General features: G+C 68.2%; 25 protein-coding genes and 1 pseudogene. 15 read left to right on the top strand and 11 right to left on the bottom strand.

All coding sequences use genetic code 11. The features are described 5' to 3' along the window. Positions 1 to 126 precede the first annotated feature (126 nt). From BLV94_RS31295 to BLV94_RS31270, 6 genes are all read left to right on the top strand, one after another. Positions 127 to 1,122, top strand: coding sequence for an alcohol dehydrogenase catalytic domain-containing protein (locus BLV94_RS31295; protein ID WP_072944590.1), 996 nt, complete (start codon positions 127 to 129; stop codon positions 1,120 to 1,122). A gap of 12 nt (positions 1,123 to 1,134) precedes the next feature. Next, the gene (locus BLV94_RS31290; RefSeq protein WP_083395729.1) at positions 1,135 to 2,496 is read left to right on the top strand and encodes an MFS transporter; all 1,362 of its coding nucleotides are present in this window, start codon (positions 1,135 to 1,137) and stop codon (positions 2,494 to 2,496) included. A 134-nt stretch (positions 2,497 to 2,630) separates the two neighbouring features. After that, positions 2,631 to 3,638 carry a dihydroxyacetone kinase subunit DhaK gene (locus BLV94_RS31285; protein ID WP_072944588.1) on the top strand — a complete coding sequence of 336 codons (1,008 nt, stop codon included), beginning with the start codon at positions 2,631 to 2,633 and terminating at the stop codon, positions 3,636 to 3,638. A gap of 12 nt (positions 3,639 to 3,650) precedes the next feature. After that, the gene (gene dhaL / locus BLV94_RS31280; protein ID WP_208613719.1) at positions 3,651 to 4,346 is read left to right on the top strand and encodes a dihydroxyacetone kinase subunit DhaL; all 696 of its coding nucleotides are present in this window, start codon (positions 3,651 to 3,653) and stop codon (positions 4,344 to 4,346) included. Between the two features lie 55 nt (positions 4,347 to 4,401). After that, entirely contained in the window at positions 4,402 to 5,184 is a 783-nt protein-coding gene (locus BLV94_RS31275; RefSeq protein ID WP_072944586.1) for a class I fructose-bisphosphate aldolase, read from the top strand. A gap of 37 nt (positions 5,185 to 5,221) precedes the next feature. Further along, the gene (locus tag BLV94_RS31270; RefSeq protein WP_083395728.1) at positions 5,222 to 6,583 is read left to right on the top strand and encodes an FGGY-family carbohydrate kinase; all 1,362 of its coding nucleotides are present in this window, start codon (positions 5,222 to 5,224) and stop codon (positions 6,581 to 6,583) included. Positions 6,584 to 6,609: 26 nt separating this feature from the next. On the opposite strand, the gene BLV94_RS31265 is transcribed toward BLV94_RS31270, so the two are convergent. Continuing rightward, positions 6,610 to 7,272 (bottom strand): class I SAM-dependent methyltransferase, encoded by a 663-nt coding sequence (locus BLV94_RS31265; protein WP_072944622.1) that lies wholly within the window; start codon positions 7,270 to 7,272, stop codon positions 6,610 to 6,612. 160 nt (positions 7,273 to 7,432) lie between these two features. On the opposite strand from BLV94_RS31265, the gene BLV94_RS31260 reads away from it, so the two are divergent. After that, positions 7,433 to 7,657, top strand: a complete 225-nt coding sequence (locus tag BLV94_RS31260) for an anti-sigma factor family protein (RefSeq protein WP_072944583.1) — start codon at positions 7,433 to 7,435, stop codon at positions 7,655 to 7,657. Between the two features lie 213 nt (positions 7,658 to 7,870). Here BLV94_RS31260 and BLV94_RS31255 read toward each other — a convergent pair. Continuing rightward, positions 7,871 to 8,071 (bottom strand): annotated as a pseudogene (locus BLV94_RS31255) (response regulator transcription factor); the annotation flags it as partial. Between the two features lie 96 nt (positions 8,072 to 8,167). Here BLV94_RS31255 and BLV94_RS31250 point away from each other — a divergent pair. Together BLV94_RS31250 and BLV94_RS31245 are read left to right on the top strand one after the other, a co-directional pair. Next, positions 8,168 to 8,596 carry a MarR family winged helix-turn-helix transcriptional regulator gene (locus BLV94_RS31250; RefSeq protein WP_072944581.1) on the top strand — a complete coding sequence of 143 codons (429 nt, stop codon included), beginning with the start codon at positions 8,168 to 8,170 and terminating at the stop codon, positions 8,594 to 8,596. Then, positions 8,580 to 10,016 (top strand): MFS transporter, encoded by a 1,437-nt coding sequence (locus BLV94_RS31245; RefSeq protein WP_072944579.1) that lies wholly within the window; start codon positions 8,580 to 8,582, stop codon positions 10,014 to 10,016. The genes BLV94_RS31250 and BLV94_RS31245 overlap by 17 nt, the downstream gene beginning before the upstream one ends. On the opposite strand, the gene BLV94_RS31240 is transcribed toward BLV94_RS31245, so the two are convergent. From BLV94_RS31240 to BLV94_RS31225, 4 genes are read right to left on the bottom strand one after another with little or no spacing between them, the layout of a single operon-like run. Further along, positions 10,013 to 11,209 carry an acetyl-CoA C-acetyltransferase gene (locus BLV94_RS31240; protein WP_072944577.1) on the bottom strand — a complete coding sequence of 399 codons (1,197 nt, stop codon included), beginning with the start codon at positions 11,207 to 11,209 and terminating at the stop codon, positions 10,013 to 10,015. The genes BLV94_RS31245 and BLV94_RS31240 overlap by 4 nt on opposite strands. A 13-nt stretch (positions 11,210 to 11,222) precedes the next feature. Continuing rightward, positions 11,223 to 11,675 (bottom strand): MaoC family dehydratase, encoded by a 453-nt coding sequence (locus BLV94_RS31235; RefSeq protein WP_072944575.1) that lies wholly within the window; start codon positions 11,673 to 11,675, stop codon positions 11,223 to 11,225. Positions 11,676 to 11,719: 44 nt separating this feature from the next. Then, positions 11,720 to 12,943 (bottom strand): acetyl-CoA C-acetyltransferase, encoded by a 1,224-nt coding sequence (locus tag BLV94_RS31230; protein WP_072944573.1) that lies wholly within the window; start codon positions 12,941 to 12,943, stop codon positions 11,720 to 11,722. A 2-nt stretch (positions 12,944 to 12,945) separates the two neighbouring features. After that, entirely contained in the window at positions 12,946 to 14,115 is a 1,170-nt protein-coding gene (locus BLV94_RS31225) for an acyl-CoA dehydrogenase family protein (protein ID WP_072944572.1), read from the bottom strand. Positions 14,116 to 14,344: 229 nt separating this feature from the next. Here BLV94_RS31225 and BLV94_RS31220 point away from each other — a divergent pair, with 229 nt between their 5' ends. From BLV94_RS31220 to BLV94_RS31210, 3 genes are read left to right on the top strand one after another with little or no spacing between them, the layout of a single operon-like run. Next, positions 14,345 to 14,707, top strand: a complete 363-nt coding sequence (locus BLV94_RS31220) for an AMP-binding enzyme (protein WP_072944570.1) — start codon at positions 14,345 to 14,347, stop codon at positions 14,705 to 14,707. Then, positions 14,704 to 15,447, top strand: a complete 744-nt coding sequence (gene fabG, locus BLV94_RS31215; protein WP_072944568.1) for a 3-oxoacyl-ACP reductase FabG — start codon at positions 14,704 to 14,706, stop codon at positions 15,445 to 15,447. The genes BLV94_RS31220 and fabG overlap by 4 nt, the downstream gene beginning before the upstream one ends. Before the next feature lie 34 nt (positions 15,448 to 15,481). Beyond that, positions 15,482 to 16,351, top strand: coding sequence for a LysR family transcriptional regulator (locus tag BLV94_RS31210; protein WP_072944565.1), 870 nt, complete (start codon positions 15,482 to 15,484; stop codon positions 16,349 to 16,351). On the opposite strand, the gene BLV94_RS31205 is transcribed toward BLV94_RS31210, so the two are convergent. Beyond that, the gene (locus BLV94_RS31205; RefSeq protein WP_072944563.1) at positions 16,291 to 17,184 is read right to left on the bottom strand and encodes a LysR family transcriptional regulator; all 894 of its coding nucleotides are present in this window, start codon (positions 17,182 to 17,184) and stop codon (positions 16,291 to 16,293) included. The two genes, BLV94_RS31210 and BLV94_RS31205, sit on opposite strands and share 61 nt — an antisense overlap. A 32-nt stretch (positions 17,185 to 17,216) precedes the next feature. Beyond that, entirely contained in the window at positions 17,217 to 18,011 is a 795-nt protein-coding gene (locus tag BLV94_RS31200) for an N-acyl homoserine lactonase family protein (RefSeq protein WP_072944561.1), read from the bottom strand. A 143-nt stretch (positions 18,012 to 18,154) separates the two neighbouring features. On the opposite strand from BLV94_RS31200, the gene BLV94_RS31195 reads away from it, so the two are divergent. Together BLV94_RS31195 and BLV94_RS31190 are read left to right on the top strand one after the other, a co-directional pair. Continuing rightward, the gene (locus BLV94_RS31195) at positions 18,155 to 19,639 is read left to right on the top strand and encodes an aldehyde dehydrogenase family protein (protein ID WP_072944559.1); all 1,485 of its coding nucleotides are present in this window, start codon (positions 18,155 to 18,157) and stop codon (positions 19,637 to 19,639) included. A gap of 37 nt (positions 19,640 to 19,676) precedes the next feature. After that, positions 19,677 to 20,795 carry an NDMA-dependent alcohol dehydrogenase gene (locus tag BLV94_RS31190; protein ID WP_072944558.1) on the top strand — a complete coding sequence of 373 codons (1,119 nt, stop codon included), beginning with the start codon at positions 19,677 to 19,679 and terminating at the stop codon, positions 20,793 to 20,795. Between the two features lie 60 nt (positions 20,796 to 20,855). Here the strand turns inward: BLV94_RS31190 and BLV94_RS31185 are convergent, their stop codons facing one another. Further along, the gene (locus BLV94_RS31185) at positions 20,856 to 22,142 is read right to left on the bottom strand and encodes an MFS transporter (protein WP_072944556.1); all 1,287 of its coding nucleotides are present in this window, start codon (positions 22,140 to 22,142) and stop codon (positions 20,856 to 20,858) included. 253 nt (positions 22,143 to 22,395) lie between these two features. On the opposite strand from BLV94_RS31185, the gene BLV94_RS31180 reads away from it, so the two are divergent. Continuing rightward, on the top strand, positions 22,396 to 23,088 hold the full coding sequence (locus BLV94_RS31180) for a GntR family transcriptional regulator (protein WP_072944554.1): 693 nt from the start codon (positions 22,396 to 22,398) through the stop codon (positions 23,086 to 23,088). Between the two features lie 19 nt (positions 23,089 to 23,107). Here the strand turns inward: BLV94_RS31180 and BLV94_RS31175 are convergent, their stop codons facing one another. Together BLV94_RS31175 and BLV94_RS31170 are read right to left on the bottom strand one after the other, a co-directional pair. Beyond that, positions 23,108 to 23,986, bottom strand: coding sequence for an alpha/beta fold hydrolase (locus BLV94_RS31175; RefSeq protein WP_072944553.1), 879 nt, complete (start codon positions 23,984 to 23,986; stop codon positions 23,108 to 23,110). An 84-nt stretch (positions 23,987 to 24,070) separates the two neighbouring features. Beyond that, positions 24,071 to 25,036 (bottom strand): AraC family transcriptional regulator, encoded by a 966-nt coding sequence (locus BLV94_RS31170; RefSeq protein ID WP_072944551.1) that lies wholly within the window; start codon positions 25,034 to 25,036, stop codon positions 24,071 to 24,073. Between the last annotated feature and the right edge of the window lie 53 nt (positions 25,037 to 25,089).

The following is a 25,089-nucleotide window of genomic DNA, read 5'->3' as shown; positions in this document are numbered from 1 at the left end:
CAATATTGTCCGTACAGTACGTATGGGCTAGACAATATGGACACCTCGTTGTAATGTCCGTCACAGCGCTGATGAGTCCGACAGACGGGCACAGAACGAACGGCGCAGGAGCGAGGAGGAAACGACATGCGCGCAGTTGTGCTCGACGGGCAAGGGAATCACCAGTTGGTGGACACGTCCGCCCCGGTGCCCCAGGTCGGCGAGGTCGTCATCGAGCCGGCCGCGGTCGGCGTCTGCGGGACGGACCTGCACCTGGTGATCGGCGACTACCCGACCGGCCGGTTCCCGGTGGTGCCCGGTCACGAGTTCGCGGGCCGCATCGTCGAGGTCGGGCCCGGTGTGGACAACTTCGCGGTCGGTCAGCACGTGGCGGTCGATCCGAACGTGGCCTGCGGCAAGTGCCCCGACTGCCTGGCCGGCGCCCCGAACCTCTGCGACTACCTGGTGCCGATCGGCGTCACCTCGGATGGGGCGTGCGCGGAGTTGGTGAGCGTGCCCACCAAGGTGGTCTATGCGCTGCCCAACGGGATGAGCATGGCCGCCGGCGCGCTGATCGAACCGCTGTCCTGCGTGCTGCACGGCCTCGGCCGTTCCCCGTCACTGACCGACCGCCGGATCACCGTCTTCGGCGCCGGGTCGATCGGGTTGCTGGCGGTCGTCGTCGCCCGGGCCGCGGGTGCTCGCACCATCCACGTCGTCGAGCCCAGCCCGGCCCGCCGCAAGGCCGCGCTCGACGTCGGCGCCGATGCCGCGTTCGCACCGGACGAGAGCCTTCCGCCCCGCAGCGCGGACGTCGCGCTCGAGGCCAGCGGCCACCCCGCTGCCGTGTCTGCCGCGATCGACCTGCTCGACAAACGCGGAACCCTGCTGCAGATGGGTGTCGTCAGCTCCGAGAAGACGATTCCGCTGCGCCCCTACGACCTGTTCGACCGCGAGCTGACGTTCGTCGGCTCACAGTCGGTCGCGAATTCCTTCGCCGACGCCGTCACGATGATGCCGTCCATCACCGAGACCGTCGAAAAGCTTGTCACCCACACGTTCCCCCTCGCCGAATACGGCGACGCCATTGCCGCCGCGCACAGCGATTCTGCACTCAAAGTCCACATCCTGCCCCACTCCTGATCGGACATTTCGATGCAACATCAGATCTCCGAAGGCAGATTCGCCTCGTTCATCGAACGGATCGGCCTTCCCCCGACCTTGTTCCTCGGCTTCGTCGGCCTGCTGTTCTTCATGATCGGCGACGGTGTCGAATCCGGCTATATCGCACCGTATCTGGCCGATCACGGCGCCGGCAGCGACTCGCGTGCCGCGATCGTCATCAGCGTCTACGGCCTGATGGTGACGTTGGGGTCGTGGCTGTCGGGGGCGCTGTCGGAAACGTGGGGCCCGCGCCGGGTTATGTGGCTCGGTCTCGCGATCTGGGGCGTCTTCGAGGTACTGTTCCTCGCCGTCGCCCTTGGCACCGAGAACTACGTGCTGATGCTGATCTGCTACGGCATCCGCGGGCTGGGATACCCCCTGTTCGCGTACGGCTTCCTGGTGTGGGTGCTCGCCGCGAGTCCCGCCCGCCGGCTGGGCTCGGCCGTCGGCTGGTTCTACTTCGCCTTCACCGGCGGCCTGCCCACCCTCGGTTCGTTGCTCGCCAGCGGAACCGAGCCGATCATCGGCGAATACACCACGCTGTGGCTGTCTTTGGGCATCGTGATCACCGGCGGCCTGCTCGCCCTGATCGGGCTGCGCGGCGTCTCCGGCGGTGACCGGCTGGCCCCGCACTCGACCACCACCGGGCAGAGTCTGGTCGCGAGCATCGCGATCGCGTTCCAGAACCCGCGGGTCGGTCTCGGCTGCGTCATCCGGATCATCAACACCGCACCGCAATTCGGGTTCCTGGTGTTCCTGCCGACGATCTTCTCCGACGACCTCGGTTTCGGCACCAGCGGCTGGCTGCGTCTCGTGTTCATCGTCGGCGCCTCCAACATCTTCGCCAACCTGATCTTCGGCATCGTCAGCGACAAGATCGGCTGGCACCGCACCCTCCGCATCTTCGGCTGCCTCGGCTGCGCGGTCAGCAGCCTGCTGTTGTACTTCCTGCCGCAGACCTTCGGCGCCTACTGGGTGGCCGCGCTGTGCGCCGCGCTGTTCGGCATCACCCTGGCCGGGTTCACCCCCATCTCGGTGCTGATGTCGCTGATGGCCCCGGAGAAGAAGGGCAACGCGATCGCGGTGCTCAACCTCGGCGCCGGTGCCGCGACGTTCGTCGGCCCGCTGATCGTCGCGGTCTTCCTCGGCCTGATCGGCGCGGGCGGTGTCACCATCATCTTCGCCGGGTTGTACGTGGTCGCCGCGCTGTGCGTGCACTGGCTGACCCTGCCGCCCGAGTCGCAGGAGATCGTCGAGAAGGGCCTGAGCCTGAGCGACCTGGACGTCGAAACCCACCACGTGATCGACCACCACGACAACAACACCACGGTGACCGGCGACGCGAGCCGGTAACCACACCCGGTCCGCGGTCCCCCAGACAGCCGGGCCGCCTCCGCCCAGGGGGCGGCCCGGCATTCCACCCACGACATCCCACCCGTGCCGCGCAGCGGCGCACCGCAGTACTCGATTTCGAAGGAGCCGCCGCAATGAAACGGCAGATCATCAACGATTCCGGCGCCGCCGTGACGGAGGCGCTGGAGGGCATGGAACTGTCCTTCCCCGACCTGGTGTCCTACGACACCGATCGCGGCCTGATCCGCCGCGCCACCCCCGCCCGGGACAAGGTCGGACTCGTCTCCGGCGGTGGGTCCGGGCACGAACCGCTGCACGCCGGGTTCGTCGGCCGCGGCATGCTCGACGTCGCCGTCCCCGGGGCCGTGTTCGCCAGCCCCACCGCCCTGCAGGTCCACGAGGGCACGCTGGCCGCCGACAGCGGCCGTGGCGTGGTCCAGATCGTGAAGAACTACACCGGTGACGTCCTGAACTTCACCATCGCCGGCGAACTGGCCGGCGACCACGCCGTCGACACCGAGATGGTGCTGGTCGACGACGACCTCGCCACCGACACCGACACCGACGGCGACGCCGACGGACCGGGCCGCCGCGGCACCGCGGCGGTGGTCGCGGTGGAGAAGATCGCCGGAGCCCGCGCCGAACTCGGCGGATCACTGACCGAGGTGGCCGACGCCGCCCGCCGCGTCGCCCGCACGTCCCGGACGATGAGCCTGGCCCTGCAGGCGGGAACCCACCCCGGCGAGGACCGCCCGGCGTTCGACCTGGCCGCCGACGAGGTCGAACTCGGCGTGGGTATCCACGGCGAACGCGGCATCTCCCGCGCCCGGTACGCCTCCGCCGACGAACTGAGCGAAATGCTGGTCACCCCGCTGGTCCGGGATCTGGGGCTGGGGCGCGGCTCCGCCGTCCTGGCCATCGTCAACGGGCTCGGCGGCGCCTACCCGCTGGAGTTGTCGATCGCCGCCCGCGCCGTGCACCGGCTCCTGGGCGCGCAGGGCATCACCGTCGCACGCACTCTCGTCGGCACGTACGTGACCTCCCTCGACATGCACGGTTTCTCGGTCACCCTGACCCCCGTCGACGCCGACCTACTGAAACTGTGGGACGCCCCTGTACGGACCCCCGCGCTGAATTGGTAAGGAGCCCAACACATGAACTCGACGACCGCAACGGCACTGCCGACCACCTTCGCGCCCCGCTGGGTGGCCGCGATGCTGACCACGGTGCTGGGCACCTCCACCGGTGGCGGCGCGGCCACCGCCCTCGGTGAACTCGACCGCCAGGCCGGGGACGGCGACTTCGGCACCAACCTCACCTCCGCGTTCACCCGGGTCCAGGACGAGATCGCCGCGACGTCGCCGCAGACGTTCACCGCGTGGCTCACCGCCGTCTCGCGCGGGTTCCTCGGCACCGGCGGCACCAGCGGCCCGCTGTTCGGAATGTTCTTCCGGGACATCGCCCGCTGCGCGACCGGGGACACCCCGACCCTGACCGAACTCGCCGACGGACTGGCCGCGGCGGTGGCGACCGTGCAGCGGTACGGGAAGGCGCAGGTCGGGCACAAGACGATGGTCGACGCCCTGGTTCCCGCCGCACAGGCGCTGAGCGAGCAGGCGGCCGCCGACGCGGACCCGGTCGGCGCGCTGAACGTTGCCGCCGAGGCCGCGCGAGCGGGCGCCCTGACCACCCGCGACATCGTGGCCCGCCGAGGCCGCGCGTCGTACGTCGGCGAGGTCGCCCGCGGCGTGCTCGACCCCGGCGCCGTCGCCGTCGCCCTCTTGATCCAGTGCGCGGCGGCCGCGGTGGGCGGTCACGACGGACCGGTCGACGCAGCCTGGACGCACTAGCCGCTTTGTACCTGAAAACCATTCGAACGAACCCACGAAGGAAAGTGAACCGAAAATGAGCATGGAATACCGGATGCGCCGCACACTGCCGAACGACCGGGCGGCGATCATCATGCCGGTCGATCACGGACTGATCTTCGACCGCATCAAAGGCCTCGAAACCCCCTCCGCACCGTTCGCCGCCTGGGCCGACACCGACGTCACCGGATTCATGATGACCCCCGGACAGGTCAAACAAACCGAAAAATTCTTCGCCGAACACCCACACCTGAGCCGCGTACTCACCATCGACACCTACTATGACGTCACCACCCTCGACGGCGGCGGCTCCCACGAACTGATCACCACCGTCGAAGAAGCCGTCCGCATGGGCGTCGACGCCGTCAAAATGCTCTTCCCCTGGAACATCTCCCGCAGCGAACGCGCCGCCATGTGCGCCCGCGTCGGCAAGATCGTCACCGCCTGCGACGCCTGGGACATCCCCCTCGTCCTCGAACCGGTCATCATGGGCGCACCCCGCACCGACGACGTCGTCGTCGAAGAGGAGAAGGTCGCCCGCATCGCCTACGACCTCGGCGCCCACATCATCAAGATCGCCTTCCCCGGCGAGGAACGCACCGCCCGCCTCGTCAAAGAACTCCGCGTCCCCCTCGTCATCGCCGGCGGACCCCTCGCCGGCGACGTCAACGACACCGTCGACGCCATCGGGCAGACCCTGCGCGCCGGCGCCCGCGGAATCATCGTCGGCCGCAACATCTGGCAACGCGAACGCAGCGAAGGCGAACGCGTGCTCAAGGAGATCGGCACCCTGACCCGGAAGGTGAGTTTCCCCGCCTGAGCGGGTACTCCAACGGCAGACGACGAGGACAGTACAGATGACACGAGACCGCAGCGGGCGCTCACCGGTGGTGTGCGGAGTCGATATCGGGAGCACGAACACGAAGGTCGTGGCGCTCACACCTCAGGGGGCGGTCGTCGCCAGGCGTCGGCGCACCACTCCCCGAGGTGCGGTCGACCTGTCCGTCGACGCACAACATCTGCTGTTCGCGATCGAGGAGATGATCCTCGACATCTGCTCGGACACGTACCGGGTGCACGCGGTGAGCGTGGCCGGGGTCGGCGAGGACGGTGTGCTCGTCGACGACGCCCTGACCCCGCTCACCCCGGCGCTGGCCTGGTTCGACACCCGGCGCGCCGACGTGTTCGCCGATCTGGCCCCGCGCCTACGGCCCGACGCGGCGCTCTGCACCGCCGACGACGCCGCACGCACCCTCGTCGGATGGCGTTGGGCAACAGACCAACCCGGCGCCTCGCAGGCCCGGTCGTGGGTCGCGCTCACCGACTATCCGTCGAGTGTGTGGACCGGCACCCCGTTCTTCAGCGACACCCTCGCCGCCCGCACCGCCGCGTGGGACGGTCACAGCCGGCGGTGGATCGACGACCGGGTGGCCGCCGGTATCGGCACGGCCGCCCTACTGCCACCGGTGCGCCGGGCCGGTGACGTCATCGGCGGGTTCCTCTCCGACCGCCTCGTCACCGCGGGTGTCATCGACCCCGACGCCGTCGTCGTCGCCGGCGGCCACGATCACCCGATCGGCGGCTGGGGAGTGCATGCGATGGACCCCGGTGCCGTCCTCGACTCGATGGGCACCGCCGAGGTCGTCGTCGCCCAGGCTCCCGAGGCAGGCATACCCCGCAGCGACGACCTCGATGTCGCACCCGGAATCCTTTCTGCCGGAACCACTGTGCTGTCCGTGGAGGAACTCGCCCGCAACGTCGAATGGGCCTCCCAGGACGCCGCCGTCGGTGCCCGCCTGCAGGAGATGATCTCCGGCGACACCCCACCCGACGACTACCTGCACGCGCCGGTGTTCGTCCCCGGCAGCCGAGGCGGCGCGCTGCCCCGTTACACCCCCGACGCCCCCACGTCACCGCTCTCCCGTGCCTCCGCGGTTCTCGGCGCCCTCGCGCGGATCGGTGCCCGCGCACAGGACGCAGTCGCGGCATGCCTACCCGGGCAGCCTGCCGTCTACGCCGCAGGTGGTTGGTCCCGATCCCCCGGATGGGTCGAGACCAAGAAGGCGGTCACCGGCCGCGACCTTACCGTGATCCCCGAACCCCAGGTCACCGCGACCGCGGCAGCACTGCTCGCGGCGACCGCCATCGGATGGGATACCGATCCCGCCACCGCGATGGGCATGACGGCGCACCTCGACCACGTCGGCGCACACGCGTAGGCGTCGACGAAGTCCCGCTTCGTGCCTCAGTCGCGGTGCGCCGACAGCAGCCACGCCGGCAGCATGGCCCGGCCCTTGTCGTCGCGCTGCCAGTTCGCGGCCTCCTCCGGCCCGAGCAGCGCGTGAATGAAGGCCGGGCGGAGGTCGTCGATGATCCAGTATTCGGCGACAGCCTCCCGCAGTTCGTCGTCGGTCACCGGGTTCGGTCCCTGCCCCTCGGGGAAGGCGCCCTTCGCGAACACCAAGATGTAATAGGACGCGCCGGGTGCGGCCGCCCGGGCCACAGCCTGCAGGTAGTCGCGCCGCCGGTCCACGGGCAGCGAATGGAAGAGGGTGCTGTCCACGATCGTGGCGAATCGGCCGTCGAAACCCGTGAACGAGCTGATGTCCGCCACCTGGTACGTGGCCGTCGTCAGGCCACGATCGGCCGCTGCCGCCTGAGCTGCCGCGATGGCAGTCGGCGACAGGTCCAGACCGACCACTGTGTACCCCTGCGCCGCCAGCTGCAGGGACGTTTCAGCGTGTCCGCACCCCGCGTCCAGTACGTCGCTGCGGAATTTGCCTTCCGCGATCAGCGCGGCGATCTCGGGCTGCGGCTCACCGATGTTCCACGGCACCGGCCCCGAAAATTCCTTCGCATCGCCTCGGTAGATGTCGTCCCACGGCGCAACCTGGTTGTCCTCGGTCATGACCTCGACCGTACGCCCGCGGCGCCTGTCGCCACCACGCATCCGCACGCCGTTCCATCCGGTGTAACGATCCGGGCACTTCCGGACACTGTGGCAATAGCCGCAGACGCTGGGTCGGCGGGACTCAGGAGGCACTCCCGTGAAGGAATCGAAACGAACGATGGACTGTCAGGAACTCGTCGAACTCGTCACCGTCTACCTCGAGGATGCGTTCGCCGCGCAGACCAAGGCCAGGTTCGAGACGCACGTGGGCGAATGCGGCGGCTGCGCCCACTACGTCGACCAGATGAAACAGACGGTGCACACCCTCGGCGAACTGTCGATCGAAGAACTCGATCCGGCACTGCGGGACCGCATCCTCACCGACTTCCGGCGACAATGCTGAGACCTCACGGGAAACCGTTTCGTGACAGACGAATTCACCGATTCCGGGATGCGTCCTCTCGGCGGCTCACGACGGACGGCGGCATGCCGAACTCGTGACTGAACGCGTACGAGAAACATGCGAGGCGCACCCGAGGGTCGACAGCTCGAACAGCAGCAGCGCCGCGATGGCGTCGTCGCGCCGCGGCGACCACAACGTCATGCCCCGCAGCTCCTAGTCCTGCGTTCGCTCGACGACCCAGGCCGCGACCTGGGTGCGGGAGGTGAAGCCCAGCTTCGCCAGGATGTGCTCCACATGTCCTTGCGCGGTGCGGGGTGAGGTCACCAGGCGGTCGGCGATGGCCTGATTGGTCAGGCCTTCGGCGATCAGGCCGGCGACCTGGCGTTCCCTCTTCGTCAGTCGTGCCGGCGCGTCGGCCAGCTCGTCGGCGGCCCTCAGCAGCACAGCGGCCCGGTGTGAGCCTCCCCATTTAGACAACTAAATTGATCAATTGGGTTGTACGCTTCGCTCATGATCACCGAACAGGCCACCGCGCAGGTTCTTCGCGAAGCCCTACGCCCGATCTGGCGACAGCTCACCGCGGGCAGGACGATCTCCGTCGGCAAGATAGGTGTGCTCGCGTATCTGTCGAAGCACGGACGGACGTCGGCCTCGACACTCGCGTCGGCCGAGAAGATCACGCCGCAGGCGATCGCGACGGCCGTACGCGAACTCGAAGGTCTCGGCCTGGTGGCGCGCACCCCCGACGAGCAAGACCGGCGCCGGATCTGGATCGAGCTCACCGATGCCGGTCGCGAGAGGCTGGCGCAGGAGCGGTCGAAGGGCCTGGAGTGGCTGGAACACGCCATCGCGGAGCGGTTGACGGCGGAGGAGAAAGCGACTCTGGACTCTCTGGTCCCGATTCTGCGCAAGTTGGTGGACGATGCACCCACCGACTGACTCCGCGACACGTCCCCGGTTACTGCCTGCCCTCGCCTATGCCGCCCTGACCACCGCGGTCGTCAGTTCCCTCGGCATGCTGCTGGTGCCCACGATCTCCCAGGACATGCACGTCGAGGTGAGCACGGGACAGTGGATGCTCACCGTCAACCTCCTGGTCGGGGCGATCGCCACGCCGATCATGGGCCGGCTGAGCGACGGACCCCACAAGAAGCGCCTGCTCCTGTGCTCCCTGGCGACGATCCTCGTCGGCTCGATCATCGCCGCGTCGGCTCCCAACTTCACCGTCTTCCTGATCGGGCGCGCTCTGCAGGGACTCACGTACGGGATCGTTCCGGTGACGATCGCGCTCGCCCGCCGCTACCTCCCCGACAGCCAGGCCCGCGTCGGCATCTCCAGCCTGTCGGTGACGGTGACTACCGGCCTCGGGCTCGGATACCCCCTGACCGGCATCCTCGCCGACCTTCTCGGGTTCCGCTTCGCATTCTGGTTCGCCGCTCTGTTCCTGATCACCACCATCGTCGTCGTCTGGCGGGTGATTCCCGCGGGACCGGACGAGCGGGCACCTCGGTGCACTCTCGACGTCCCCGGCGCGCTGCTGGTCGGAACGGGTCTCGCGTCACTGCTCGTCGGCGTCAGCGAGGGATCGCGGTGGGGATGGGCCTCTCCGTGGACCGTCGGATTCTTCGCCGCGGCGGCGATTCTGCTGACGCTGTGGTGCGTGGTGGAACTGCGCACCGCGAATCCGCTGATCAACCTTCGGGTGCTGCGCAATGGCGACGTACTGGTCGCGAACAGCACCGCGATCGGTCTCGGCGCCACGATGTACATCGGACTCTCGATCGGCAGCCTCATCGCGCAGGCGCCCGCCTCCACCGGGTACGGCATCGCGCTGCCGCTGTTCTGGGCCGGATTCGTGATGCTTCCGCTGTCGGTGGCGAGTTTCGGCGCGAACCGACTCGTGCGCGCGCTTTCGCAGCGGGTACGCATGAGGACGCTGCTGCTCTCCGGCGCGGGCCTCGTGACGGCCTCGAGCGTGCTCCTCTGGTTCGCCCACGACGAACTGTGGGAAATCCTGATCGGCATGTTCGGGTTCGGGATGGGAATGGGCATGACGTATGCGGCGATGCCTGCCCTGATCGCCCGCAGCGTCGCGGACACCGAACTTGGCAGCGCCGCAAGCTTCAACCAGGTGCTGCGCACCGTGGGCGGTTCGTTCGGCAGCGCCGTCGCGGGCGCGGTGCTCGCCGCGAACCTGGCACCGGACCTGCACCCCACCGAGGGTGGGATCAAGACCGCTCTCGCCGTCGGCGCCATCGGGTGCGCGGTGGTCTTCGCTGCGCTACTCGTCAACAACGTGATGTCGCGTCCGCCGGCCCCGGCATCGGAGCCGGCGGACGCCCGGGTCAGTCGGAGCTAGACACCCTCGACGACGGCGGCCATTCCCTGCCCACCGCCGATGCACATGGTGACGAGCGCCTTGCCGCCGCCCCGCCGCTTCAACTCGTGCAGCGCGGTGGTCGTCATCCGAGCGCCCGTGGCGCCGATCGGGTGTCCGAGCGAGATGCCGGACCCGTTGACGTTGAGGCGGTCCCGGTCCTCGAAACCCCACTCCTTCAGGACCCCGAGCACCTGGCAGGCGAACGCCTCGTTCAGCTCGATCAGCGTGAAGTCGTCGAAACTCGCACCGGTGCGGCGGAACAGCTTCGACGCGGCCGCGACCGGGCCGAGTCCCATCAGTCCCGGTTCACAGCCGGCGGCGGCCCACCCGGTGAGGAAACCCATCGGCTCGAGCCCGAGTTCGTCGAGTTTGTCCTCGGCGACGACGAGCATCGACGACGCCGCGTCGTTCTGCTGACTCGCGTTGCCCGCGGTGACGACACCGTCCTTGACGACACTGCGCAGCCGTGCCAGCGACTCGGCGGTGGTGTCCGGGCGGATGCCCTCGTCACGCGCCACCACCGAGACGTTGCCCTTGCGGTCGGTGATCTTCACTTCGATCACCTCGTCGTCGAACTTGCCTGCCTCCCAGGCGGCGTGGGCCTTGGCGTGACTGTCGGCGGCGAACGCGTCGGATTCCTCGCGGCCGATGCCGCACCGTGCTGCGACGTTCTCGGCGGTCTCGATCATTCCGCTGATCTTCCCGAACCGCCACTCCGGCTGGGAGCGCTCCCGGCCGCGGTCGAGGCGGTCGTAGAGGTTCAGCGATCCGGCGCGGGTGCCCCAGCGGGCCCCGGTCGTGTAGTGCTCGATGTTGCTCATCGACTCGACACCGCCGGCGAGGACGACGTCCGCGGCGCCGGTCTGCACCATCATCGACGCGGTCACGAGGGCCTGCAGCCCGGTGCCGCAGCGGCGGTCGGTCTGCAGTCCGGCGACGGAGATCGGCAGTCCCGCTTCGAGTGCGGCCCACCGTCCGATGCACGGGGCCTCGGAGTTGGCGTACGACTGCCCCATCGCGACGTCCTCGATGAGTTCTGGGTCGATGCCCGACCGCGCGACGGTCTCCTTGATGACGGCCGCCGCAAGGCTCTCCGCGGGTACGTCGCGCAGTCCGCCGCCGAAGCGGCCGACGGCGGTGCGGACGGGGGCTACCAGTGCTGCTCTTCGCATGTTGTTCCTCGTTTCAGGCGACCAGGACGCGGACGGTCTCGGCGACGCACGCCGGCTTGTCCTCGCCCTTGATCTCGATGGTGTACTTGACGACGACCTGCGCGCCCTGCTTCGTGTGCTCGAACCCCGCGATCTCACCGCCGACCCGGATCGACGCTCCCACCTTCACCGGCTTCGGGAAGCGAACCTTGTTGAGTCCGTAGTTGATCACCAGCTTGGTGCCCTCGACCCGCATCAGGTCGGCCCCGAGCTTCGGCAGCAACGACAGCGTGAGGTAGCCGTGGGCGATGGGGGCGCCGAACGGACCCTCGGCGGCCCGCTCGGGGTCGACGTGGATCCACTGGTGGTCGCCGGTGGCGTCGGCGAACACGTTCACGCGGTCCTGCGTGATCTCGAACCAGTCACTGTGGCCGAGATGTTCACCGACTGCGGCTTCGACGTCGTCGATGTTCTGAAATACGCGCATGAGCTCTCTTCGGGTCGGCCCGGTACCGGGCGGGGTGGGGACGGTCAGATGTTCACGTTCTCGAATACGGCCGCGATGCCCTGGCCGCCGCCGATGCACATCGTCTCGATGCCGTAGCGGGCCTGCCGCCGGTCCAGTTCGCGGAGCAGGTTGGCCAGGATGCGGCCACCGGTGGCGCCGACGGGGTGACCGAGCGAGATGCCGGATCCGTTGACGTTGAACCGGTCCCGCATGTCGGACTCGTCGAACTTCCACTCCCGCGCGCACGCCAGCACCTGCGCCGCGAACGCCTCGTTGATCTCGAGGAGATCGATGTCGTTCAGGGTGAGCTTCGCCCGAGTGAGGGCCTTGTCGACGGCCGGGACCGGGCCGATGCCCATCCGGTTCGGCTCCACACCTGCCACGCCCCAGCTGACGAGCCGGGCGAACGGGCGCAGACCGAGCCGTTCGGCGTTCTCGGGGGTGGTGACGATCGCGGCCGCGGCGGCGTCGTTCTGACCGCACGCGTTGCCCGCGGTGACGGTCGCCTCCGGGTCGACGCGTGACCGGATGGGCCGCAGCGCCGACAGCGATTCGACGGTGACGTCGCGGCGCGGGTGCTCGTCGGCGGTGTGGACGACAGGATCCTTGCCGCGCTTGCCGGGCACCGTCACCGGGATCGTCTCGGCGTCGAACAGACCGCCGTCCTGCGCGCGGATCGCACGTGCATGGGATTCGGCGGCGTACGCGTCCTGCTCCTCGCGGCTGATCGAGTACTCGCGGCGGAGGTTCTCGGCGGTTTCGATCATGCCGCCCTCGACGGGGAAGTTCACGCCGCCGGAGTTGGTGCGGGGCTTGGCCAGCCGATCGTGGAACTCCACCGACGCGCCCTTGACGCCCCAGCGCATTCCGGTGCTGTAGAACTCGGTCTGGCTCATCGACTCGGCGCCGCCCGCGATCACCAGGTCGCTCATCCCGGTCTGCACCTGCATGGCCGCGTAGATCACGGCCTGGAGCCCGGAGCCGCACCGGCGGTCGAGCTGAATGCCGGGGACGGTGACGTCGAGACCGGCGTCGAGCGCAGCGATCCGGCCGATGGCCGCCGCCTCGCCGTTGGCGTAGCCCTGACCGAAGATGACGTCGTCGATGTCCTCGGACGTCAGCGACGTCCGTTCGATCAGGCCCTTCAGCACCGTCGACGCGAGGGTGGTGACGGGGATGTCGCGGTAGATGCCGCCGAATCCCCCGACGGGGGTGCGGACAGGTTCACAGATCACTGCGTCGTACATGGTCAGAGTGCTTTCTTGGCTTCGCGGACGAGGCCGCCGCCGATGATCAGGCGCTGGATCTCGCTGGTGCCCTCGTACAGGCGCAGAAGCCGGACCTCACGGTAGATCCGTTCCACCGGAACGTCTCTCATGTATCCGGTTCCGCCGTGGACCTGCACCGCGAGGTCGGCGACCTTGCCGACCATCTCCGTGCAGTACAGCTTCGCGACGGACGGGGAGATCCGGCGGTCCTCGCCGCTGACGTACTTCTGCGCCGCGTCCCGGACCAGCGCGCGGCCCGTGGACACGCCCACCTGCTGGTCGGCGAGCATGGCCTGCACCAGCTGGAAGTCGCCGATCGGGGTGCCGCCCTGCTTCGTCACCGCCGCGAAAGCGACGGACTCGTCGAGCGCACGCTGGGCGCTGCCCACCGCGAGCGCCGCGATGTGAACGCGGCCGCGAGCGAGAGACGTCATGGCGGCGCGGTAGCCGGCTTCCTCACTGCCGCCGACCAGCGCGGACTCGGCGACGACGACGTCGTCGAACGCCACCTCGGACGTCCAGGCACCCTCCTGGCCCATTTTCTTGTCCTTCGGCCCGACCACGACACCGGCGGTGTCGGCGGGGACGAGGAACACCGCGATGCCGGTGCCGGTCTCGTCGGCGGGACGGGTGCGCGCGAACACGACGAACAGATCGGCCAGCGGCGCGTTGGTGATGAACCGCTTGGTGCCGTTGATCGTCCACTTGCCGTCCTTCAGGACGGCGCGCGTGGTCAGGCCCGCAGGGTTCGATCCGGCCTCCGGCTCGGTCAGCGCGAACGAGGCGACCACGTCGCCGGACGCGATGCGCTCGAGCCATTCCGACTTCTGCTCGTCCGTACCGAAATTCACCAGCACCTGGCCGGCGATCCCGTTGTTGGTGCCGAACATCGACCGCAACGCCAGGCTCGTGTACCCGAACTCCATCGCCATTTCCACGTCCTGCGTGAGGTCGAGCCCGAGCCCGCCCCACTGCTGCGGGATGGCGTACCCGAACAGACCCATCTCCGCCGCCTTACGGCGAATGTCGTCCGGAATCAGATCCTTTTCCGCGATTTCATTTTCCCTGGGAATTACTTCCTTCTGAATAAAGGTCCTCGTCTGCGCGAGAATGTCCTTGAAGTCTTCGTCACTCACTTCACGTTCAGCCATGAGGTGAATATCCAGCAACCGGGCCCCGCTGTCAAGCGCGCTCTCCGAACGAGAACTCCCAGCGCAGAGGCTATTTACGACCCATAGGAAGAAGGCAACTGTCGGTTTCCTTCAGCGTCTTTGACCACGGCCGTCCGAGGTACTTGAATAGATGTCGACCGCCCGGATTTCAATTCGGGCGTATTCGCGAACAAACAAACTCCCGGCGAGATGGAATTCGATATTCGACATGGTTGGCAGACCCGAGGATGCACTCCTCTACAAGGGCTACACCGTCGATCCGCAGGAACTCGAACAGTTGCTGCTGTCACGGCGAGGCGTTCACGACGCCGTGGTGGTCGGCCGCTCCGTCCCCGGGGTCGGGGAGACGCCGGTCGCGTTCGTGGTGGCGGACGCCGCGCACCCGACCGCCGAGGAACTGATCGAGTTCGTGGCCGCCGCGGTGCCGCCGTACAAGAAGGTACGGGAAGTGGTGTTCGTCGACGAGTTGCCCCTGTCCCCGCGGGGTGCGGTCCTGCGGTCCGCGCTGCGCGACCGCCTGAACCCGCACGCCGAAGACGTTCGTACAACTGAGAAAGGAACACACACATGACACTTCTCGAGGGACGGGTCGCCGTCGTCACGGGCGCAGCCCAGGGCATCGGTTTCGAGATGGCCAGGAAGTTCGCGAGCGAGGGCGCATCGGTCGTCCTCGGCGACATGCACGCCGACAACGTGAAGGGCGCCGCCGCCAAGCTCGAGGCCGACGGCTTCCAGGCCGTCGCCGTGGCCTGTGACGTGACCGACCCGGACCAGATGCAGAACCTGGGCAAGACGGCGCTCGACAGTTTCGGCGCGATGGATGTGTGGGTCAACAACGCCGGCATCACCCGCGATGCGACGCTGCGCAAGATGTCGCTCGCCGATTTCCGCTCCGTCATCGACGTGCACCTGCAAGGCGCGTGGCTGGGCACCCAGATCGCGTCGATCGCGATGCGGGAGGCGGGCAAGGGCTCGATCGTCAACATCTCGTCGATCTCGGGCAAGGTCGGCATGGTCGGGCAGACCAACTACAGCGCCGCGAAGGCCGGCATGGTGGGCCTGACCAAGGCCGCCGCGAAGGAGGTCGCCCACCTCGGCGTGCGGGTCAACGCGATCCAGCCCGGCGTGGTGAACACCGACATGATCCGGGCCCTGCGCGCCGACATCATCGAGGCGAAGCTCAAGGAGGTCCCCATGGGCCGCGGCGCCGAGCCCGAGGAGATCGCGAACGTTGCGCTGTTCCTCGCGTCCGACCTGTCCAGCTACATGACGGGCACCGTCCTCGAAGTCACCGGCGGACGTCACATCTGACAGCCGGCGCGACTTCACGCAGTAGTCTTCACTGGTGGAGTCGCGTCACGTGGAGTACTTTCTCGCCACCGTCGACAACGACGGCCTCGCGCTCGCGGCCGAGGCCCTGGGCGTCACGAAGCCGTCGTTGTCGAAGGGGCTGCGCAATCTCGAGCGCGACCTCGGTGTCGACCTGTTCCACCGCGTGGGCCGCGGCCTCGTGCTGAGCGCGGCGGGAAAGGCGTTCGTCGGTCCTGCACGGCAGATCGTGCGAGACCTGGTGGCCGCCGAGAGCTCATTGGTCGACGTCTCGGGGCTGCCGCGCGGCCGCCTCGACATCTGCGCGTCGGCGCACGTCGCGGAAGGCCCTGTCACGGAACTTATCGGGTCCTTCCGTAAGCAGTATCCGGGTGTCGTCGTCCGGCTCGCCGACCTGCGTCCGGTCGACGTCGTCTCGTCGCTGATCCGGGACGGGCACTGCGAGATCGCCTTCAGTCATTTTCCTTTTTCCGCACCGGGATTGACGACCCGCGTCCTCGGAACCCACGAATACTGGCTGGTGGTTCCGCACGACGCCGAGATCACCTGGCGGGATCCGTTCCCGCTCGACGACCTTCCGGACATTCCCGTGGTGGGGCTGCCCAAGGAATCGTCTTCGCGCACCGTCATCGAGAAGGCGCTGCAGGCCGCGGGGCGGCGGACCACCCTGTCGGCCGTCGTCGAGCAGCGGGAAGCAGTCGGCGCGTTCGTCGTCGAGGGTGTCGGAATGTCGTTCATGGAACGCACCCTTGCGGAGCGGGCCGCCGGCGGCGGAGCACGAATCTGCCCACTCGACCCGCCGATCACCGCCCCGTACGGGGTGATCTACGACGAGGCCAGGCTGTCGCCCGCCGGCCGCGCGTTCCTCGGCACGCTCGCGCCGTGAGTCTCGTCGAGCGCAGTGATGAACGCCGCCGCTGCGGGCGGAAGCGGATCCGGCCGGTGGACGATCCCGACGGTGCGCACCTCGGGCGGCGCGAGCGAGCGGACCACGACGCCCGGTAGTTCCTGCTCGGCGACGCGCCGCGGGAGCAGGGTCGCCCCCGCCCCCTGGACCACCAGTTCCCACATCGACTGGCGATGCGCACATTCGACGGCGATGTTGTTCACCGGCAGTCGTGGGCGCGACCCGATCTCGACGATCATCGGAATGTCGGCGAGCAGGCCGACGGGCACCGGATCGGGGAGTTCGATCGCCAGATCGGCGTGCAGTGCGAGCACGATCTCCTGGTCCCCCACCGTCCGGAACTCGAGGCCCTGCTGGTCGACGAGCAGTTCGGTGAGCCCGAGGTCGCACTCCCCCGACCGGACCGCGCGGCCGACGCCGTCGGGACCGTCCGCCGACACCGTGGACAGGACCACACTCGGAAACTGTCGGTGGAATCGGCCGACGAGACGCGGAAGCGGATCGGCAGCAAGCGAATTGAGAACGGCGATCGTGAGCGTGCCCGACCGCAGTTCGGCGACATCGTGCACGACGGCCCGCGCCCGCTCGACATCCGCGAGGACCTGCCGCGCCGCGTGCGCGAACGACGCGCCCGCCGGGGTGATCCGCAGCTTCCGTCCCCCGCGATCGAACAGTTCGACACCCAGATCGCGTTCGAGAGTGCGGATCGCCTGCGACAGCGACGGCTGCGCGATGAACAGCGCCCGCGCAGCCTCGGTGACGCTGCCGTGATCGGCCACGGCGACCAGGTATTCGGCGTCCCGGATGTCCATCACCCGAGTCTAGCGACCACGCGGTCCGGGACCTAGACGACCTGCCGCCCGTTGGCGCGGAGGCGGTTCCAGTCGTCGATGTCGTGGTTGACCACCACGGTCGTGTTGGGCTGACTGCGAAGCAGTTTGAGCTTCTTCAGCGATTCGATCGCGCCGACGGTGTCGGAGTCGGCAGGCATGCCGACGCAACAGCTGATGTTGTCCTGGATATGCGCGACGTCGCCGGACAGGACCAGCGTGCTGCCGTCCGGCAGGCGGAGTTTCAGCCCGAGCGAACCCGGCGTGTGCCCGGGCAGCGACAGCACGACGACGCTACCGTCGCCGAACACGTCGTGGTCGTATCCGGCAGGCACTTCGCACCAGTCGATCCGATCGGCCGCGTCGAGGTCTTCCTGCCGGAAGAAGCCCTTGACGTGGTTGTCGGGTGTGCGCGCGTACCGCAGCTCTCCGGATCCGATGTATCCCTGCGCCCCGGCGAAATGCTCCAGGCCGCCGGTGTGATCGAAATGCAGATGCGAGATCACCACTCGCTCGACGTCGGCCGTGGAGAATCCGAGCGACTCCAGCTGGCGGTCGAGGGCACGCTCGGCGGGGAATTCGATCGCGAACAGTTCGGCGAGCGGGCCGTAGGTGGACGCGGGATCGCCTGCCCCGGCGAGGCCGGTGTCGAAAATGAGCAGTCCGTGCTCCGCGTGCTCGATCAGGAACGAAGGCGAGGGCAGCGACACCAGTTCACCACCTGCGCCCAGGATCATGATGCTTTTGTCGACTTTCAGCATGGGTGCGTCGAGCGCCCACAAATGTTTGATGGTGCCGGAACTGGCCACGTCGTGCCTCCTCGAGCCCGGAAGGGAAGTCGCGGCACCGCGTGAGCCGCGTCACGCATGATATACAAAGCACCGTGCATCACAACTGGTTTTATATATTCTGTACTATGCACCATAGGGCAGGAACCAGTCGGAGGTAGCAGATGACATCGACCACGGGTGCGCAGGCACTGAAAGAACTCATCGAGCCGGAACGACTCCTGATCGACGGTTCCTGGGTGCCCGCGGCCGAGGGCGCGTCGTTTCCCGCGATCGATCCCGGCACCGGAGAACAGGTGGCCCGGGTCGCCGAAGGCACCGAAGCCGACGTCGACGCCGCGGTGGCCGCCGCGCGCCGCTCCTTCGACAACGGGCGCTGGCTGCGGCTGTCGGGCCAGCAACGGTCGCTGATCCTGTGGCGCATCGCCGACCTGCTGGAGAAACGGGCCGACGACCTCGCCGCACTGGAGAGCATGGACGCGGGCATGCCGGTCTCCCAGGCGCGCCTCATGGTCGGCGAGGCGGTCAATCAGTTCCGGTACTTCGCCGGCTGGGCGGACAAGGTCGAGGGCAAGAGCGTCGAGATCGGCCCTGCGGAAATGCGATTCCAGGGATACACCCGCAAGGAAGCGGTCGGCGTGGCCGCGCTGATCGTGCCGTGGAACGCACCCGTCGTCGCGACCGCGCAGAAGCTGGCACCGGCGCTCGCAGCCGGATGCTCGTGCGTGCTCAAGCCCTCCGAGGAGGCGTCCCTCAGCGCGCTCGCCGTAGGCCGACTGCTCCTCGACGCCGGGTTGCCGCCCGGCGTCGTCAACGTCGTCACCGGATTCGGGCCGCGGGTCGGTGCTCCGCTCGCCGCGCACCCCGGCGTCGACAAGGTGAGTTTCACCGGGTCGACCCACGTCGGCAGGCAGATCGTGCACGCCGCCGCGGGCAACCTCAAGAAGGTCTCGCTCGAACTCGGCGGCAAGTCGGCGATGATCGTGCTGCCGGACGCGGATCTGGACACCGTGATCCCGGGCGTCGCCACCGGAATCTTCTGGAACTCCGGACAGATCTGCACCTCCGGCTCCCGGCTGTTCGTCCACCGGGACATCGCCGACGAGGTGGCCGACGGGGTCGCCGGGTTCGGTCGCAACCTGAAGGTCGGCTACGGCACCGACCCGGACGCCGACCTCGGGCCCCTCATCTCACAACGGCACCTCGACCGGGTGCACGGATACGTCGAGAGCGGCGTCGCGGCCGGGGCGCGGGTTGTCGCCGGCGGCAACCGAATCGGCGACACCGGCTACTTCTACGAACCGACCGTGGTGGTCGACGCCGACCCGTCGATGGCGATGATCCGCGAAGAGATCTTCGGCCCGGTGCTGGGTGTCGTGACGTTCACCGACCTCGACGACGCCGTCGCCGCCGCCAACGACACCGAGTACGGCCTCGCGGGCAGCGTCTGGACGCGCGACGTCGCCCGCGCCCACTCGATCGCTCATCGGCTGCGGGCGAGCCGAATCGGCATCAACGTCCACCGCGCGGGTGGGGTGCAGATGCCGGTCGGCGGATACAAGCAGTCCGGCTGGGGCCGCGAAAACGGGGCCGAGGCGCTCGCCGAGTACCTCGAGACGAAGTCCGTGGTCACCCGGCTCGCCGACTGACACGAGCACATCCCATTCACCAACCCCAAGGAGAAGCATGAGAACTCGCGGCGCAGTCATCCGGCAGGTCCCCGGCGAACTCGAGGTGATCGACCTCGAGCTGGAAGATCCCCGCGACGACGAGGTCCAGGTCAAACTCGTCGCGAGCGGCATGTGCCACTCCGACGACCATCACGTCACCGGGGACATCCCCGTCGGCATGTACCCGTTCGCGCTCGGCCACGAGGGCGCAGGCATCGTGACGAAAGCGTCCCCCAACTACAAGGGAATCGAGGTCGGCGACCACGTCGTCTTCTCCGCGATCCCGTCCTGCGGCCACTGCCGCTGGTGTTCCAGCAACCTGCAGAGCCTCTGCAATCTCGCCGCCGGCATCCTCGCAGGCCCGCGCTGGACGGACGGGACGTTCCGGGTGCGGACGACCGACGGAACCCCGGTCGGGCAGATGTGCGGCATCTCCACGTTCCTCGAGACGACGACGGTCTCCATCAACTCGGTCGTCAAGATCGACAAGGACATTCCGCTCGACAAGGCCTGCCTCGTCGGCTGCGGCGTGAGCACCGGCTGGGGATCGGCCGTGAACCTCGGCAACGTCGAACCCGGGCACACCGTCATCGTGATGGGCATCGGCGGACTCGGCTCCGCCGCGCTGCAGGGCGCCCGGCACGCCGGCGCGTCGCACGTCATCGCCGTCGACCCCGTCGCCTTCAAACGGGACAGCGCCAAGACGTTCGGTGCCACCCACGCCGTCGCGACCATCGAGGAGGGAGCCGAACTCGCCAAGCAATACACCAACGGTCAGGGCGCGGACGCCCTCGTCATCACCGTCGGCGTGCTCGAGCCCGAGCACGTCGCCCAGGCGCTCGCCTCGGTCCGCAAGGCGGGCACCGTCGTCGTCACCGCCGTCGGCGAGCATTCCCGCGTCGGTCTTCCGATCCCGGTCGCCGACCTCACCCTCTCCCAGAAGCGCTTGCAGGGATGCGTCTTCGGCTCCACCAACGGCACCTGGGACGTCAACCGGCTGCTGAACATGTACAAGGCCGGACAGCTCAACCTCGACGACATGATCACGCGCACCTACCGGCTCGACGAGATCAATCAGGGATACCGGGACCTGAAGGACGGCAAGAACATCCGCGGCGTCATCCTGTTCGACTGACCACTCGCACACACGAAGGGCCGCTCGGGATCTCCCGAGCGGCACTGCTTTGTCCGGTGCCTACTCGGTGGTGGCGAGCGCCGGGGCCGTCCGGCTCGGCTCGCTGCCGACCTGGTCTCGCGTGATGCGGGTGAGAGCGATCGCCGCGACGGCCGCGAGCACGAGAGGCACGATGACGGCGAGGTACATCGCGCGCGGTGTCATGACGCTGAGCGCGTACCCCGCGACGATCGGCGACAGAATGGCACCCGCGCGGGCAACGCCCATCATTGCTCCATAGCCCTTGGCGCGCGCGAGCACGGGGTACGCCGCCGTCGACGTGGAGGTGAACCCGGACATGGCCGCGAAGGTGCCTGCGCCGAGAAGTCCGGCCATGGCCAGTGCAAACGGCCCCTGCAGTGTGAGTGCGAACCCGGCGATCGCCGCGGCGGACACGGCCGAGGTGATCACCGCGATCCGCGCGCCGGGGAACCGCAACCCGAATGCGCCGAACAGGCAACCTCCGACCACCGCACCGAAGCTGATCATGATGCCGGCCAGCGCACCGCTCCCCGCGTCGCCACTGGCGTCCTTGATCAGTTGCGGCGTCCACGTGCCGACGAAGTAGTACCCGGCGGTGAGCATCGAGTATCCGAACGTCAGGAGGAGTGTGCGCGACCGCAGTTCCCGGCCGAGCAGACGAACCTCGCTCTGCGGCGCAGAGATCGCCTGGTCGGGTTCCGTCTTCGTTCCCTTGCGGGCCAGGAAGTCGTCCGATTCGCGGAGGAAGGCGGCGGTCACCACGAACGACAGGACCCCCATCGCGGCGCCGATCCAGAACATGCCCTGCCACGCCCCGCCTGCCAGTGCCACGAGTCCGGCGCCCGCGAAGCCCGCGAGCGTCGTGCCGAGCGGATAGCCGACCATGACCAGGCCGAGCGCCACACTTCGCCGATTGGGCGGGACGACCTCCTGGCAGAGGACGATGATGACGACGCTGATGGTCCCGATCGCGATGCCGGTGACGAAGCGGGTCACCAGGAGCATCGCGAAACCGTTCGACAGCGCCGACGCGGTCAGACCCAGGGTGTTGGCGGCGAGGCCGACCAGCAGGATGCGCCGCCTGCCGATGACGTCCGCGAAGCGGGCGAGGCCGATCGCGCCGACCGCCATCCCGGCGAGGGCGGCACTGATCAGGTAGCCCTTCTCCGGATTGGTCGCGAAGCCCTCCGGCAGGTGCGGCATCGCGAAACCCATCACGAGGACGTCGTATCCGTCCAGCATGTTCAGGAACATGCAGAAGACCACGGATGCAATCTGATACGGGCGCATCCCCACGCGCGACGCCCAATCCTTCGTTGTGCTCATCAGGTCCCTCTCGCTCGTAGCACCGACAGCCGGTGCGACACAGATCACACTCGAGACAATATATGATGCGTCGTGGATTATGTCGACTCCGAATTGTGGCCGACCCGACTGCGAGGAATTCGCGCGAGGGCACGCGCGCTCCCGCGCCCTGACGATCGGGTAGTTCCGGCACGGCTCCGGGCTGCGGTCGGCCACGCGGGCGCGGATGGTACATTATGTCGAGTCTTTCGAATCCGGGAAGGTGCGACCGACGATGCCCCTGAATGACAGGTCAAGACGACAGCAACTGCCCGAGGAAGTTGCCACGTACGTCCGCGAGATGATCATCTCCGGCGAGGTGCGTGCCGGCGACTTCCTCCGCATCGAGCGGATCGCCGAAGCCGTCGGAGTCAGCACCACACCCGTCCGCGAGGGACTCCTCGCCCTGCGGAGCGAAGGCTTCGTGGAGATGGTCCCCCGGCGCGGCTTCGTCGTGGCCCCGTTCACGAAGCAGGACGTGCGGGATCTGTTCTGGGCCCAGGCGCAGCTGGCCGCCGAACTGGCCGCACGGGCCGCGAAGAACATCACGCCGCAGCAGATCGCCGAACTCGAGGGGATCCTGCAGCAGCACGATGACGCCATCGCACAGGGCGACACCGAGCGCATTTCGTCCCTCGGGCACGCGTTCCACCGAAAGATCAACCTGATCGCGGACTCACCGCGTCTCGCCCGCCTCCTCGGTTCCGTCGTCACGAATCTTCCGAACCGCTTCTACGCCACCATCGAGGGTCATGTCACCACGACCCAGAAGGAACATCCCCTCCTGCTCGATGCATTGAAGAAGCACGCGGGCAAGAGGGCGAAGACAATCATGGAGTCGCACATCCTGGACGGCGCGGATCACCTGATCGACGAACTCGAGCAGCGCGGGCTGTGGGATACCGACGCCGAGGCCAACGCGGGCTGATCGCCCACCCCCTCGCCGGTCAGCTGTCCACTCCCTGCTGACGCACCCGGCCGACGAGAAAGTCCTGCAGGTGAGCGGTGAAGACGTCGTTGTCATCGCCGGCGACCATGTGACCGGCACCCACCTCGACCACCTCCGCCGTCGGCACCAGGTCGCGGATCTCGGCGGCCGCCTCGGCGGTGACCATGTCCGACTTCTTCCCGCGGACGAGCAGGGTGGGCACGGTGACGTTACGGGCCGCCCGTGACAGCCTGTCGACGTCGACGTTCGCACCGTCCGTCGTGAACTCGAGAAACCGCGGATCCCAGTGCCAGTACCAGCGGCCGTCCGCCCGCTGCCGGAGATTCTTCCTCAGCCCGTCCAGGTTCCGGCGTCGTCGCGGCGCGGACCGGTAGGCGTCGACCGCGGCGGCGACGTCCTCGAGCGTGGCGAACCCGTCCGGCGCGCCGGCCATGAAGCCCTTCACCCGCTCACGCCCGTCCGGGTCCACCCGGTGCGCGATGTCCACCAGCACCAGACCCGACACCGATCCGGGCCGCTCACCCACGGCCGCGAGCGCCGTCCGCCCACCCAGGGATGCCCCGACGACGACCGGAGCGGTGCCGATCTGCGCGATCGTCGCATGGAGGTCGGCGACGAAGAAGTCCAGCGTGTAGCCGGTCGCCGACCATGCGCTGTCGCCGTGCCCGCGGGCATCCACCGTGATCGCCTGCCACCCCGCGCCGGCGAGGCGTCGCGCGGTGCGCTCCCAGGAGTGCCGCGTCTGACCGCCGCCGTGCAACAGCAGCACCGTTCCCCGATTCCGGCGAGGGGACATCCATCGGTCGCCGATCAGCTTGTCGCCGTGGGCGCCCCGGAACTCCAGAGCCTCCCGCCGGACGGATTCCGCCACGGTCATGCCGCCTCCCGCCGCAGTGTGAAACATTATATATAACGATCTCACCGTACACGCGCCGGACGAACCGGCACGCGGAGCCCCGGCTCAGCGGCGTGAGCGCAGCACGGTCTCCGAGGGAAGGAATCCGAACCGGGTCCGATACTGCTGAGCGAAGCGGCCGGGGTGGTAGAAACCCCAGCGCGCGGCGATATCCGTGACGGAGCCCGAAGAGCCACAAGCGAGATCGAGGTGCACCCGATCGAGTCGGACACCCCGGAGATAGGCGGTCGGCGACATCCCGACCACCTCACGAAAGCCCACCTGCAGGGCGCGTTCGCTCACGCCGGCCATCGACGCGAGATCGGCCGTGGTGATGTCGTCTTCCGGATGCCGGTCGACGTAGTCCACGATCTCGCGGATCTTGGACCGCCGGGTGTGAGGCGGTTGTCCGTGCAACTCCGGGGTGAGCTGACTCGGCACCGTCATGAGCAGTTGAGTCATGAGGGCCGATTCGAGTTCGTGGCAGGCAGCGGGCATCGTGGAGATGCCGTCCGGCCGGGAGAGCTCTGCGTACAGGAACCCGGCGGTCGCGACGAGCGCCTGCGCGGCGCTGGACCTCAGATCGAACGTCAGATCGAAGCGGATCCCCTCCCCGATCGGGCGGCCCGTCAGCTTCGCCGCGTGCGCCTCGAGCGGATCTTTCGGCAACTTGATGTGGTACTGCCACGAATCCGCACTCCACTGCACCAGCACGGGCGCCTGCGGCCCGAACGCCACCCCCGCCTCCCCGGCGACGAAGCTTCGGCGCACACCGCCCTGCTCGACCGTGCTCGCACCGGTGACGGGCAGATTCACGTGGTAGCAGAGACGCATCGGCGGCCCGTGCAGGGTCACCGCCGCCCCGTACGACATCCGGCCGATCGTCAAGCGCGGGGCCGGCGCGAGATCCAGTCGGAAGTCCACTCCCCGATCGTCCGGCACGTGCACGTCGTGACCCGCGAACGCCTTCGTGACCTGGGCGTGCGCGGCATCGAGATCCGCCGTGCGGAAGTTCAGCTGTCGGTCGCTCACGCGCCGCCACCTCCTGAGACCCGGCGTGGCCGGATTTCACCCACACCGTCGTA

This window comes from Rhodococcus koreensis, from assembly GCF_900105905.1.
GTDB lineage: Bacteria > Actinomycetota > Actinomycetes > Mycobacteriales > Mycobacteriaceae > Rhodococcus_F > Rhodococcus_F koreensis.
This window is presented reverse-complemented; position numbering and strand designations above follow the sequence as displayed.